Consider the following 15,005-nt stretch of genomic DNA (forward strand, 5'->3'; position numbering starts at 1 on the left):
CGTTTGAGGAGATTTTACAGATAGTCTGGGATAAATCTTGTTTTCCGGGAAATTCGGGCTGTATCGGGCTAAATTTTGTTGCTGAGAGACTTTTAGAAGCAATTTGGGGAAATCACGTTTTCTGGGAAATACAGGCTGTGAATTGCGCATTTTGCTTTTTGGAAACGTTACTTGTATCTGGGATTAATCTTTTTTTTGAAATACAGGTTGTATCGGGTGGGATTATGCTCTGAGGTGGGATTTTGGATCAGATAGGGATAAATCTTGTTTTCCCGGAAATTCGGGCTGCATCGGGTGAAATTTTGCGTTTGAGGAGATTTTACGGACAGCCTGGGATTAATCTTTTTTTCCGAGGAATTCGGGCTGTATCGGGCTAAATTTTGTTGCTGAGAGAATTTTAGAAACAATTTGGGAAAATCATATTTTCTGAGAAATACAGGCTGTGAATTGCTATTTTGCTTTTTGGAAACTTTACTTGTGTCCGGGATTAATCTTTTTTTTTGAAATACAGGTTGTATCGGGTGAGATTATGCTCTGAGGTGGAATTTTGGATCAAATCGGGATTAATCTTGTTTTCTGGGAAATTCGGGTTGTAAGGGGCGAAATTTTGCGTTTGAGGAGATTTTACAGATAGTCTGGGATAAATCTTGTTTTCCGGGAAATTCGGGCTGTATCGGGCTAAATTTTGTTGCTGAGAGACTTTTAGAAGCAGTTTGGGAAAATCACGTTTTCTGGGAAATACAAGCTGTGAATTGCGTATTTTGCTTGTTGGAAACTTTACTTGTGTCCGGGATTAATTTTTTTTAAATACGGGTTGTATCGGGTGGGATTATGCTCTGAGGTGGAATTTTGAATCAGATAGGGATAAATCTTGTTTTCCGGGAAATTCGAGCTGTAAGGGGCGAAATTTTGCGTATGAGGAGATTTCACGGATAGTTTGGGATAAATCTTGTTTTCTGGGAGATTCGGGCTGTATTGAGCGAAATTTTGCCTTTGAGAAGATTCTACGAATAAGCTGGGATAAATCTTGTTTTCTGGGAAATATGGGCTGTATCGGGCGAAATTTTATGTCTTAAGGGATTTTACGGATAGTCTGGGATAAATCTTGTTTTCCGAGGAATTTGGGCTGTAAAGGGCGAAATTTTGCGTTTGAGAAGATTTTACGGATAGACTGGAATAAATCTTGTTTTCCGGGAAATTCGAGCTGTATCAGGCTGAATTTTGTTGCTGCGAGAATTTTAGAAGCAATTCGGGGAAATCACGTTTTCTGGGAAATACAGGCTGTGAATTGCGTATTTTGCTTTTTGGAAACTTTACTTGTGTCCGGGATTAATTTTTTAAATACAGGTTGTATCGGGTGGGATTATGCTCTGAGGTGGGATTTTGGATCAGATAGGGATAAATCATATTTTCTGGGAGATTCGGGTTGTAAGGGGCGAAATTTTGCGTTTGAGGAGATTTTACAGATAGTCTGGGATAAATCTTGTTTTCTGGGAAATTCGGGCTGTATTGAGCGAAATTTTGCGTTTGAGGAGATTTTACGGATAGTCTGGGATAAATCTTGTTTTCTGGGAAATTCGGGCTGTATTGAGCGAAATTTTGCCTTTGAGAAGATTTTACGAATAAGCTGGGATAAATATTGTTTTCTGGGAAATATGGGCTCTAAGGGGCGATTTTTTGTTTTAAGTTTTTTTCCCAGTAGTCCGGGCTGAGTCTTGTTATTTTTGGAAATAAGGGCTGACAAGGAGGTATTTTGTTTTGTGAGGATTTCGGCCTGTTTATTAACTAAGATTTTTAGCAGAGTATTTTTAAGATTTTAAGACTGATGAGTTTTTTTGCAGGATATTTTCTTTGCAAAGAGCTTTTCAGCCTTTTTTTTTGTTTTAGTTTTTTGTCAGAAAGATTTTCTTTTAATTTTTACGTGGACTTACTGGAATTTTATGCAAACTGCCCCCGGGTGGATGGGGCGCAAAGCGCGTCCGGAGTATGACGGAGGACCGGCCGGAGGGTAAGCCCAGGAAGACGGGTGATGATGTTAGTTCATTCTTATTTTTTTTTATTTTGGGGTGGAAAAAACATGAACGGCACCAATTTGTTATGAAAATTCGGATTTTGGCCAAAAAAAGCTAAAAAATTTTTAAGGTAGAAACAAAAATTCCTAAAAAAAGCAAAATCAGTAAGCTCATTCCATTTGTTTTTTAAAAATTTAGGTTAATCTTTAAGTATGAGTAGTCAGGAAGACATTCTAACCATTTTTGGTTCAAACATTACTAAACAGAGAGTAATGCACAGTATTACACAAGAGGAGCTTGCCGCAAAAATTGATTTAACACCAAGAGAAATCACTGGTATTGAATCAGGTAAGCATTGGACAAAGGCCGATAAGATTGAAAAAATTTGCGACCTTTTCGAAATTTCTTATTATCAGCTGTTTGAGGGGGCAAAGAAGACTACGGCAGCTGATGATAACGGCAACAAGATGCCAGACAGAAAACCAGCGGAAGAGAGTCCGGAAACAAAGTTGCATTCACAGGAACTGATTGTGAAACCTGGTGAAAAACTGATAACAAAGCCGGAACTCTATATTCCTGTTGGCAGGGTTCTTGGAATCAATCTGATTCATCTCAGGAAAAAAGCCGGGATGTCTCAGAAGGATTTATCAAGGGCTTCCAACGTATGCGAAAAAAGCATTTCAAATATTGAAAATGCTACTGTCTGGCCTTCTGCTGCTGTCCTGCAAAGGCTGGTGGACATTCTGCAGGTACCTGTGCGAAAACTGTTCGCAACTCCCATTATGGTGTCCGCATACGACCTGGCCCTTTGCATCTACAATCTCAATCATCATGAACTGGCCTTATTTATTGAGCAGTTAACAATGCGGCTTATAGAGTTGCAGGATGATGATTACTAGCAGCTGCGGCAATCAGGAAGTTTTCTTCTGAGAAGACTTTCTGGCTGCTGTACTTCCGGAAGAAGTTTTCTTTGCAGAAGAAGCTTTTTTTGAAGAAGATACTGTTGCTGACTTTTTCGACGCAGACGGACTTGAAGAAGCAGCAGCGGTTTTCTTTACAGAAGAAGTTTTTTTTGCTGCTGATGTTTTTACAGTCTTTGCTTTTTCAGCAGAAGTCTTCTTTGGAGCAGACGATTTTGCAGATGCTTTTGCAGACACAGTTTTAGCTGACCCGCTTTTTACAGATGCAGTTTTTGTGGAAGCTGCCCTGGAGGATGCATTTTTTACAGATGCTGTTTTTGTTGAAGCGGACTTTACAGAAGCACTTTTTTTTGCAGGAGATGAACTGTCATCCTGGAGATCTGCTGCTTCTAAAATAACTGTCGGCTGAGACGATGCAGGTACAGAAGACATGTCATCAGATTTTTTCTCTTCTCCTTCAGAAATGGAAAGTTTTTTAGATTCGATTTCCTGGAGTAAATTTTCTATCTGTGAATAAAGGGAATCAAATTCCTTAAGATCGGAAGAAGATTTTTTTGCCACTTCCCTTTTCTCAAAAGTAAGTTTTCCGAGATCTTCGTAAAGCTTTTCTAATTTTGAATTAAGTCTTGCAATATCAATGCGGGTTACAGACTTATCACTGAAGTCGTTTATTTTTTCACCAGCTTTGTGAAAAATATTTTTTGACGACTCTACACTTCTGTCAAGAAATGAAAAAAGTTTGTCCTTAAATGATTTCTTTTCTGCCATGTTTATCTCCATTAACTTAAATATAACTTTAAAAAACCATACGCGCAACTATGGATTTAATTCCCATTCACCATACTCATCTACAATTTCTGTTTTCATACTGGACATTGGACGCCAGGATACTGAGAATGAAAAATACGGATGGTAATCGTAATACTTCTGACTTCCACTGGTAACTGTTCTTGGTTTAAATGTAAGGGTTGCAGCCATATCCCAGTCACACAGATCATGGGAAAGGGAAACTGAGAATGATTTTATTTTATAACCGGAACCTTTTCTTGCAGACTGGTCAGAATCATAGAATGAATCATCATCCCAGAATTTAAATGAATTATACAAATCAATAAGAGGATTAGTTTCACCACCGATTATGTCACCATAGTCAGTATATTTCTGGATATATCTGAAAATAACTGAGTTTCTTGATTCTGCAGAAAATGTCAGGTCAAGGAAATCATTTATTTTAAATGTCATAGAAGGAACAAATGTAAAGTAACTGTTTGTCGGTTTAAGACAATCATAAACTATGCTTGTAGAAAGTTTTGGTGTCCATGAAATTCTATTCAGCCAGTGATAGTAAGTTGTACTTGAAGAAGCATAGGACAAAGTAAGGGAGTAAGGCTGAAATTCCTTATCTGTTTTTGCAGTCCAGGTCATTGTATCTTTATCAAAGTCATAACCTGTAACATAACTCATTACATAGGCGGCCTTAAAATTATTCCATGTGGCAGAAAATTTAAATGAATCAGAATGCCATTCATCAAGATCATAATTATAACTTTCAGTAAGACTTAAGTTTCCTAACTTTATGGTTGCGGACTGCTGGAAAGGATTCCATTCATATGATTCATCAGTAGAACTAACCTGCTGAATACTGCTGGCAAAACTCATGCTTCCTACAGGAAACCCCAGTTTAAAGGTTGCAGAATAATATTCAACCTGAGGTGGAAGTTTTGTTGACAAAGTAAGGGTCTGGGAATATTTTCCTTCAACAGCAGACAGGGTTCCGCTTAAAGTATGAGTTGTAAAACAGTCATCATCAAAAAGATCTACAGTATTATATTCCCACTGAGGATCATCTGCATCTCCAAGAAATTCCGTTTCAATAAGCTTTACTGTTGTAGACCAGTCAATACTTGTATTCTTAAATACTGAATTATAAAGCAAAGGTTTTACAGAAACTGTATTTGAATTTGTAAGGTCAAGTTTTTTTGCAGCATAATCAGTTTTCTTTACACTGGCTGCAGAAGTTTCTGAATATCCATCCAGATTAGGGTGAGTCTGATATACAGGATTAAAAGTAAAGGTATTTGACATAGATGCAAAAGTACTTCTGTAGGAAAGCTTACTGGTTAAAGTTGCAGGAACCTTTACCTGATAGTATGAAGAATAAATGTAACTCCAGTCAAAATCCTCCGGCTTATAGAGGGGATGCTCATCATAAGTCTGATAGTTTATCTGAGATGTATACTGAGGTGTTATGGAATAAGAAAGTGTATATTCAAGTCCTTTAATATCCGTAACTGAAGAAGATGCTGAGGCTGTAAGGGATGGAAAATTCTTTTCTGAGAAAACAATATCTTCCTTACTGCTGCCAGTGTCTTCTGAGCTATCATTGTCACTATCACTTACAGTTTCGCTTTCAGTCTGAACATTTTCCTGGTCAGTATCTGACTCATTTTGCTGCAGGGCTGCCTTTTCTTTTTCAATTTCTTCCGGGGTTTTAAATTCATCAGGTACATTAAGACTAGTTGTAAAGCCTGAGCTTTTCTTAGAAGAAGACGATGAACTTGAAAGCTGAATTAAGGTTCCGGCAATTTTTGCTGAAACCTTAAAAGGTGTTACCTGTGACGGATAGAAAAAAGTTCTTTCCGGTGTATATGTTCGCCATGTCGAATCAGAGTTTACCCATTCCTCATCATAATAAACACCATCTGAAGAAGAAGTTGTCCTGGACTTTGAACTGAAAACAAGGGATGAAGAAAAACTTGAAATTGAAAGTGAAGAAATATAAGGCTTTATAAAATCCGGAAGAGTAAAATTATATGAGCCTGATGCAGTCCAGGTAAAGGAAGTTACTGTATTTGATGTTGTATCTTCTTCCTCTGAACCATCCCCGTTCATTAAAAATCCCAGCCAGTCAATATATTCACTTCTTTCTGAAAAATCGTCAGTAAAATACGGGTCTGAATATACAGGCATGGCAAGGGTAAATGTAAAAGGTTTTGTCATTGAAAAATTAAGGCCGGCACTATAACGGAATGGAAGTTCAACCCCAAGAAAATTTGACTTATCTGAATAAGTTTCTTCGTTGTAGTAATTGCTGTAAAGTCCGCCTGTTTCAAAAATTGTCTGGGTAAAAGCAATATTTACATTTCCGGAAAGATTTGAAATCATACCTCCGGGTTTATAAACACCTTCTGCACCAAACATAAATCCAAGGTTTGTATAAAAGTCAGCCATAATCTTAAGATAATTTGTAGTATTACCTTTAAAATCATCATCAAGATTATGAAGTACAAGTCCTTCCCTTTTTTGTTCCTTAAGGCTTGTAGCTTTCATAAAGTTGAAGAGACCTTTTGTTATATCATCGTCATCGTCATCATCTGAGCTTGTATCCAGAGGCTTTCTTCCAAAAATATATGTAGTGGTATTAAAATAATAGCCAAGCCTTTCATCATAACCAAAACTTGGATTAAAAATAAGTTCGTCCTTTGGATAATAAAATGCAGGAAGGTAAAGAAGTGGTACATGACCTACAAATAAAACTGCATTAAAAAATGCAAACTCTCCACCCGGCAAAAGCCAGATTCTTGAAGCCCATATTTTCCAATGAGGATCTTCTTCGTCACAAAAGGTAAGTTCTGCATTTTTAAAAGCTATGGTACTTGAGGAGTCACGGCCAAAAATTTCTGACGCAACTATAAGGGTTGAACCTGAAGGAAGATTAATGGCATCACTCTGAGTCTGTACCGCCCTTCCGTTGTCAAAAATACCTTCCAGCGTGCTTGTGTTAAAAAGAAGGGATGAAGCAGTAATATTCTGTCCCCCTGCACTGCCCCCGGTCTGCTGAAGGCTTACATTACCCACTGCATAAACCATGTCAGTTGTACGGTTAAAGGTTATGGAATCTGCACTTATGGATGTTACCGTACTGCCCTTTGTTACGGAAATTTTTACAGCCCCGGTAAGAATTATTTCTTCTGTTCCTGTTTCCTTGTTTTTTCTATACTCAGTATTCTGTGCGCTCTCAATTTTAATTACACTCTGATCTTCCTGTGAAAAAAGACTGAAAGAAGCAAAAGTAATTAAAAGCATGAGGACGATTTTTTTTAAGGTTAAAAAATACTGCGGTTTCACTTTGAAGAAGAATTATATACGGGAGAAGATATTTCTTCAATCGAAATAACCTTATAACTTTTTATCCCTGAGGGCTTCCCTTTCAAGCATACTCTTTATGAATCTGCCGGTATAACTTTTCTTTGACAGTGAAACTTCTTCCGGTGTTCCGGTGGCTATAACTTCTCCGCCTCCGGTTCCTCCTTCAGGACCAAGGTCAATTATGTAATCCGACTGACATATAACATCAAGATTATGTTCAATCATTACAACCGTATTGCCTTTATCTACAAGTCTCTGAATTACATTCATAAGCTGCATAATGTCTGCAAAATGAAGTCCTGTTGTTGGCTCATCAAGAATGTAAAGGGTTTTTCCTGTTGAAGGACGACAGAGTTCTGAAGCAAGTTTTACACGCTGAGCTTCACCGCCGGAAAGAGTAAGGGCATTCTGTCCAAGCTGAATGTATCCCAGACCAACTTCCTTTAAGGTTTCAAGCTTTCTTGCTATATGAGGAATACCTGCAAAAAAATCTGCAGCATCTTCTATAGTCATATCCAGAACATCACTTATGGATTTTCCCTTGTAAGTAACTTCCAGAGTCTCCTGATTAAAACGCTTTCCATGACATACATCACACTGAATGAAAACGTCAGGAAGGAAATTCATTTCGATTGTAATGGTACCTGCACCTTCACAGTTTTCGCACCGGCCGCCCTTAACATTAAAACTGAATCTTCCAGCTTTATAGCCCTTTGCCTTGGCTTCAGGAAGGCTTGCAAAAAGATCCCTTATTTTATCAAAGACACCAATGTAAGTTACAGGATTTGATCTTGGTGTTCTTCCAATAGGAGTCTGGTCAATACTGATTACCTTATCAATATTTTCAAGACCTGTAATTTTTTTATACTTTCCCGTTTCGTATTCAGTGCGCATTACCGCATTACTTGCAGCCGGATAAAAAACATCACTTAAAAGAGTTGACTTCCCGCTTCCTGACACACCTGTTATACAGGTAAATGTTCCAAGAGGAATATCCACGCTGACATTTTTAAGATTATGTTCAGTAACTCCCTGAATCCTGATAAGGTTACCATTTCCTTTTCTTCTTATTTCCGGAATCTTCATCCTGAGTTTTCCGGCAAGATATTTTCCGGTAACAGAATCTTCCACCTGCATTACCTGAGCCGGAGTTCCGCTTGCCATAATTTTTCCGCCGTGAACTCCTGCACCTGGTCCTATATCAACAAGCCAGTCAGCAGTAAGCATAGTCTGTTCATCATGTTCAACAACAATAACAGTATTACCAAGGTCCCTTAAATATGTAAGGGATTTTATAAGCCTTTCATTGTCCCTCTGATGAAGACCGATGGAAGGTTCATCAAGAATGTACATAACGCCTGTAAGTCCGGAACCAATCTGAGTAGAAAGACGAATACGCTGAGCCTCTCCACCTGACAAAGTTGAAGCACTTCTATGAAGGGTTAAATATTCCAGACCTACATTCTTAAGAAAATTAAGACGGGAATTTATTTCTTTTAAAATCTGAGCTGCAATTTTCTGTTCAGTTGGAGTAAGGCTGAGATTTTTAAAAAAGTCTATGGTTTCAAGAACAGAAAGTTCAGTAAGGTCCCAGATGTTTTTTCCGCCGACAGTAACACATAAAGCTTCAGGACGCAGTCTTTTTCCATGACAGGTCTGACATTCAGAAACCGACATAAATTTTTCCTGCATGCGTTCCTTCTGACTTTCACCCCAGGCTTCTGCATAACGTCTTTTCATATCTGCCATTACACCCAGCCATGGTCTTTTATATTCAGAATAACCTTCTCCACTCTGCTTCTGATAAACCCAGTGAAGGATTTTATTTTCATCACCATTCCAGAGATAATGATACTGAGCCTTTGTAAGTTTATTCAGGGGAGTATCCAGTGAAAAACCTCCAGCTTCTGCAACAGCTTCAAAAATACTTCTGTTCCATGCGCTGTCAGGATTATAAAAAGCGATACCTCCCTGATTAAAAGAAAGATTTTTATCCGGAACAATCAGGTTTTCGTTCCATTCCATTTTTTCACCAATACCGGTACAGTCAGGACAGGCACCAAAAGGATTGTTAAAACTAAAAAGCCGGGGCTGCAAATCTGGAATTGAAATACCACAGTCAGGACAGGCATTCTTCTGGCTGAAAAAAACTTCCTGTTCTATATAAGAGGCTTCACGATCATAAGGAGTTCCCCTGGAATCAAGGGCTGCAGCAACCTGAGCATAAGCCTGATCTTCTTTATTAACCCGCCTGAGTACAATAAGGATTCCATTTGATGCATTAAGGGCTGTTTCTACGGAATCAGCAAGACGCCTTCGTATTTCATCTTTTAAAACAATACGGTCAACAACAATTTCTATAGTGTGTTTTTTCTGTTTATCAAGTTTAATTGAATCTTCCAGCTCTACCATAAGGCCGTCAATTCTTGCGCGAACAAAACCTGATTTTTTTGCGTCTTCAATAACCTTTACATGTTCACCTTTTTTTCCCCTGATAACAGGAGCAAGGACTGTAAGTTTGGTTCCTTCATCCCAGCTGAGAATAGTATCAATAATCTGATCTACTGACTGTTCGTTAATCTCCCTGCCGCATTTGGGACAATGAGCCTTACCGATTCTTGCATAAAGAAGCCTGTAATAATCATAAATCTCAGTAACGGTTCCTACTGTTGAGCGGGGATTTTTATTAGTTGATTTCTGTTCAATGGAAATGGCTGGAGAAAGGCCTGAAATCATATCTACATCAGGTTTATCCATTCTTCCAAGAAACTGACGGGCATAGGAAGAAAGACTTTCCATATACCTTCTCTGTCCTTCTGCAAAAAGAGTATCAAAGGCAAGAGAAGACTTTCCGCTTCCAGAAAGCCCGCTTATAACTACAAGACGGTTTCTTGGTATTTCTACATTTATATTTTTAAGATTATGTTCACGTGCACCCTGAATTACGATTTTTTCCTGACCTTCAGGTACTTTATTTATTCTATCCATGTGCACAATTAAATGTTAAAAAACTTAAAATTTCAAGTAAGACTGCCTGCGCCTGATAAATTTCCCTGAAGACGAAGCTTCTCTTCTGCTTCTACAACTTCAAGTACGGAATGAATAAGATTATCAACAACCTGAAGATTCTTTTTAAACTCAGCCCGGTAAAACATCTGAGTACCCTTTTTAACGGAAACAAGAAGTCCACTGTCTTTTAAAACTTTAAGATGATGGGACACGGCAGGACGGGAAAGCTTAAATCTTGAGGCAAGCTCTGTAACGTTAATTCCGTCAAAACCAGACTCAGAGACTTCAAGCATTATCTTCTGGCGTATTTCATCACCAAGGGCAATGAATAAAGGGGAACATTTTAAAAACATTCCCTGCAGCCTTTTAAATTCCTTCTTATTCATAATTCCAATATATTTTGACTGAATGATTTTGTCAACATTATTAGTTTAAGAAATTAAACACTTAGACGCTTAAACAGTTAAACTTAAAATATTTTTAATAGCTATAATTCTTTATATTATATACAATTACAAAATTTTGAGAAATATTAATATAAAAAATTTACACTTTTTATTTGACATTTATTTTAAATTGATTATCATATTTGTATTGGTTCAAGTTTTTGAACGGATATATCATATACAAAGAGGTAATTTCAAGATGAAATTCTTAAAAGCTTTCTTTAAGCATCCCTGGTTTATCATCATAGCCTGCCTTTTCGTTACAGGATTTTTTGGATTTTTTCTGAAAGATCTTAAACTTGAAAATTCCATGAGGCAGTTTTTTCCCCAGAAAAATGAAGCATACACAAGGCTTACTGACACTGAGGATAAATTCGGAAGTATGCTTGCAATTGGTGCCAGCATAGAAGCAGAAACTGGAAGTATTCTTACACCTGAATACATTTCTGTAATTAAAAAAATTACTGACAGGGTTGCCCTTCTTTCTGAAGTAGATACTTCTAAAGTTAACCCTTCAGAAAAAAGTATAGATTCCCTTACCCACATTGATTATCTTTGTGCAGATGAAAGCGGTGCTATTTCTGCATCCCAGCTTATTCCTCCTGAATACTTTGATGAAAACAGTAACTATATTGCCGGAGACGAAGGAATAAATGAACTTAAATCCCGCCTTACTGAATGGTCAGATATGTACAACAGGGTTATTGTTAATGACAATAATACAGCCGCACAGATGCAGATTACCCTTAAAACAACCAGTACATACGAAAACGATATAGAAGCTGCAAAGCGTAATCTTGAAAGTGCAAAAGCCTCCGGTGACGAAGGAGAAATCAAGGCAGCAGAAGAAGCACTAAAAGCAACTGTTGATTACCCGGAAAACAATCTTAAGGAAGCAAAAGAAAGTCTTAAAAAAGCCAAAGCTTCTGGTGATTCAGAAAAAATCAAGACGGCCTCAAAGACATACGAAGATGCAAAAGCTTACTATGATTCATGCAACTCTGATTCTGTAAGACAGCAGAGCACACTTACCGCAATCCGCAAAATCGTAGAAGAAGAATGTAAGGGACACGGAGTTAAATATAAGCTTGTAGGTGAACCTGTTCTTTCTGAAAGCTCAAGGCAGTTTATGACAGCTGACCTTATAGGCCTTATTCCACTTGTAGTAGTTGTTGTTCTTGTTTCTCTTTACCTCAGTTTTAAAACTGTAGCAGGAACACTTCTTCCACTTATAACTGTATTAATGTCTACAGCTATTTCCTGTGGTCTCATGGGTCTGTTTGGAATTACATTTACCCTTGTTTCCAGCGTTATTCCTGTAGCCCTCATTGCAGTAGGCTCTGCTTACGGAATCCATGTTCTTACCCACTATTATATTGCCTTAAAAAATGCAGGAAGTGAGCTTACAAAAGAATCTTATGAAAACTGTGTATTTGAAGGTCTTAAAGATGTATGGAAGGCAGTTATTCTTGCAGGAATTACAACAGCTGTAGGATTTATCTCTCTTGTTACCAGTCCAATTGAACCTCTCCACAGTTTTGCCATCTTTACAGCAATTGGTGTAGGCATTTCCCTGCTTCTTTCAGTTACATTCATTCCTGCAATTCTTCTTGTTAAGGATTACAGAAAAATCGGAAAGAAGAAGGAAAACTCACTTTCTGAAAGAGTCAGAAGACGTGCAGAAAAAGTACGTGCCAAAATCGAATATCAGCTTGCCCGCCGTGGTGGTAAGTCTGTTGATGAAGCAAGTGGAAACACCCTTTACCTTATTTTCCGTTTCTTCTGCGGTACAAAAATCCGTCTTATAATTACAAGTGCAGCAATTGTTGTTTTCAGCATTGCGGGATTCAGACTCCTTAAAATTGATACAGCCCTTATTAACTACTTCCCTGAGGACTGTCAGTTTAGAAAAGATATTGATTATATTGACGAACGTTTCGCAGGAACAAACAGTATATTCTTTAATGTAATTTCTCCTGATGCAAGAAAAGCAATGGAAGAAGAAGCTTCTGTTAATTCTGAGGATGACAACCAGGCAGAAGATGCCTTTGCCGAACTGGATGAATTTGAAGACTTTGACTTTGATGCTGCAGTAGCAGAAAGTTCTGAAGAAAATACTGAAGAAAGTGATGACTCTGATGAATTTAATTTTGACGAATTTGATTTTGATGCTGCAATGGAAGATACGGAAGAAGAAGTTGTTACCGCTGCCACAAATATTACTAACCCTGAAATTCTTAAAGCCGTTGACGACATGAACAAATACCTTCTTGCAAAACATAAAGGTATCGGTAAAATCGTAGCCCTTCCTACATTCATCAAGCGTGTAAACCAGGTATGGAACGCACCTGGAGCACAGGATGATGAAGCAGGAGCTGAATATCTTGCAAAGCTTAACACTACCCTTACAACACAGGAACTTCTTGAAAAAATTAACCACGCTTACATCGAAGCCGGTGGTAAATATGCAACTGTTGAAGACATCATTGACATCCTTATGAAGGACACAAACTTTAACGGTACAGCTTTCTATGAAGTACCATACGATCCTGAAAAATATCCTCAGGATACCCGTGAAGCATTATCAGGTATTGTTGCAAACTATCTTGATTCAATTCTTAGTGGTTCAGCTTCAATCAGCCGCTTTGTTGACAGTACATCACAGCCGCAGATTATGCGTATCACCTGTCAGCTTCGTGTTCATACAACAGATGCAGTTGAATCTGTAATCAATGATGCAAAGGAATATGCAGCCCATAACTTCCCGGAAGGATATACACTTGAATCAACAGGTTCATCTGATATGGAAGTTGTAATGACAGACATGATTGTAGAAAGTCAGATTTCTTCTCTGGCTATCTCATTAATTTCTGTATTTATCATTATTGCAATTTCATTCAAATCAGGATGGGCAGGTATTCTTGGTGCAATTCCTCTGGCATTTGCAATTCTCCTGAACTACATGATTATGGGTTTTGCAGGAATCAACCTTGACCTTGTAACAAGTATTATCGCTTCCCTTGCTGTAGGTGTAGGAATTGACTATACAATTCACTTCCTTTCTACTTACAAGGAAGAACGTTCTAAAACTGATGACATTGAATATGTAACTAAACAGACTTTCCAGAAGAGCGGCCACGGTATTATCACCAACGCACTTGCTGTAGGATTCGGCTTCCTTGTTCTCTGCTTCTCTAAGTTTGTAGTACTCCGCTACATTGGTGTACTGGTTGCACTGGTAATGTTTACATCAAGCTTCCTTGCAATGACTATCATTCCTGGAATCCTTACACTTCTTGACCCTAAATTTATCAGGCCAAAGAATAAAGAATAATGAACATAAATCATGTAACCATATAATGGTTTATTGGTTTAATTATATAAACGGATATATCAGACAGAAGCTTTTCTTCTGTCTGATTCAATACAACTTATAAGGAGATATAAATATGAAAATGACATTGAAACTTACAGCATTAACACTTGCCCTTCTTTCTGCAACAACTGCTGCATTTGCCCAGGGATCAGGAAAAAGCAATGAAAAAGGCGATGAAATCATGCGCATCGTTCGTGATTTTAAGAAACCTGATTTTTCTACTTCTGACGTAATCATGACTCTTACTGACAAAAACGGTAAAAGTGAAAAACGTGCAGTAAGGGAATACGGCCGTGATAAAGACGGACAGACATCTGTTGTAATGATGTTCCTTTCACCAGCCAGCGTTAAGAATACCCGCTTCCTTCAGATTGAAAAAGAAAATGCTGATGATGACAAGTTCATTTATCTTCCTTCACTTAAAAGCACCCGCCGTGTAAATGCAAGCGAAGGTTCAAAATCATTTATGGGAACAGACGCAACTTACGACGATCTTTCTACAAGAGAATTTGAAGAAGATTATCATGAATATATTACAACAGAAGACAAGAACGGTTATAAAAACTGTGATGTTGTAATCATGACTCCAAAGGATAAGGGCTCAAGCCAGTACAGCTACAGAAAAGCATGGATTTATCACGTAGATGAAGCTGCAAAAGTTTACTACCCTGTTTACACTGAACTTTACGATAAAAACAATAAGCTTGTAAAAAAGCTCACTGTTTCTAAGATTGAAAAAGTTGGTGACTTCTACATTCCAATGGATGACAAAATGGAAAACGTACAGACTGGTCACTCTACAACTCTTGAAATCAAAAAAGTTGATACAACAACAAAAGTACCGGACCGTTACTTTACACAGAACTTCCTTAACACAGGTAAATAAATTAATAAGAACTGTTAATTGTCCTTAATCCATATGCTGCCCGGATTCTTCACTGAGTCCGGGTATTTTTTTTGCCAATTTTTTATTTATATAAGGAGGGAATAAAAAAACAGGGCCTGTAAAAAAGCAGCTGACTGTAAAAAATATAAGTCCCGCTTTTTAAAGCCCTGTTTTATTAAGAAAACTTTACCTGAAATTAATCAGGGC

The 15,005-nt window shown here is 37.8% G+C and carries 8 protein-coding genes; 4 read left to right on the top strand and 4 right to left on the bottom strand.

Going from position 1 to position 15,005, the window contains the following annotated elements:
* Positions 1–233: hypothetical protein (locus K6D58_RS06000; RefSeq protein ID WP_296828627.1), on the top strand; the 233-nt coding region annotated here is incomplete at its 5' end.
* A gap of 1,991 nt (positions 234–2,224) precedes the next feature.
* Complete coding sequence (locus K6D58_RS06005) at positions 2,225–2,911, top strand: helix-turn-helix transcriptional regulator (protein ID WP_296828628.1); 687 nt, start codon at positions 2,225–2,227, stop codon at positions 2,909–2,911.
* Between the two features lie 12 nt (positions 2,912–2,923).
* Here K6D58_RS06005 and K6D58_RS11975 read toward each other — a convergent pair whose 3' ends face one another.
* The 4 genes from K6D58_RS11975 to K6D58_RS06025 all read right to left on the bottom strand — a co-directional run bounded on the left by K6D58_RS11975 (position 2,924) and on the right by K6D58_RS06025 (position 10,476).
* On the bottom strand, positions 2,924–3,700 hold the full coding sequence (locus K6D58_RS11975) for a hypothetical protein (protein ID WP_296828630.1): 777 nt from the start codon (positions 3,698–3,700) through the stop codon (positions 2,924–2,926).
* A 48-nt stretch (positions 3,701–3,748) separates the two neighbouring features.
* On the bottom strand, positions 3,749–7,018 hold the full coding sequence (locus K6D58_RS06015) for an LPS-assembly protein LptD (RefSeq protein ID WP_296828632.1): 3,270 nt from the start codon (positions 7,016–7,018) through the stop codon (positions 3,749–3,751).
* Between the two features lie 93 nt (positions 7,019–7,111).
* The gene (gene uvrA, locus K6D58_RS06020) at positions 7,112–10,069 is read right to left on the bottom strand and encodes an excinuclease ABC subunit UvrA (protein ID WP_296828634.1); all 2,958 of its coding nucleotides are present in this window, start codon (positions 10,067–10,069) and stop codon (positions 7,112–7,114) included.
* A 32-nt stretch (positions 10,070–10,101) separates the two neighbouring features.
* Positions 10,102–10,476, bottom strand: coding sequence for an ArsR/SmtB family transcription factor (locus K6D58_RS06025; RefSeq protein ID WP_296828636.1), 375 nt, complete (start codon positions 10,474–10,476; stop codon positions 10,102–10,104).
* A 259-nt stretch (positions 10,477–10,735) separates the two neighbouring features.
* Here K6D58_RS06025 and K6D58_RS06030 point away from each other — a divergent pair, with 259 nt between their 5' ends.
* Together K6D58_RS06030 and K6D58_RS06035 are read left to right on the top strand one after the other, a co-directional pair.
* Positions 10,736–13,870, top strand: a complete 3,135-nt coding sequence (locus K6D58_RS06030) for an MMPL family transporter (RefSeq protein ID WP_296828638.1) — start codon at positions 10,736–10,738, stop codon at positions 13,868–13,870.
* Positions 13,871–13,985: 115 nt separating this feature from the next.
* A complete protein-coding gene (locus tag K6D58_RS06035) occupies positions 13,986–14,798 on the top strand; it encodes an outer membrane lipoprotein-sorting protein (protein ID WP_296828640.1) in 813 nt (270 codons plus the stop codon).
* Positions 14,799–15,005 lie beyond the last annotated feature (207 nt).

The sequence above is a fragment of the Treponema sp. genome, assembly GCF_024696245.1.
GTDB lineage: Bacteria > Spirochaetota > Spirochaetia > Treponematales > Treponemataceae > Treponema_D.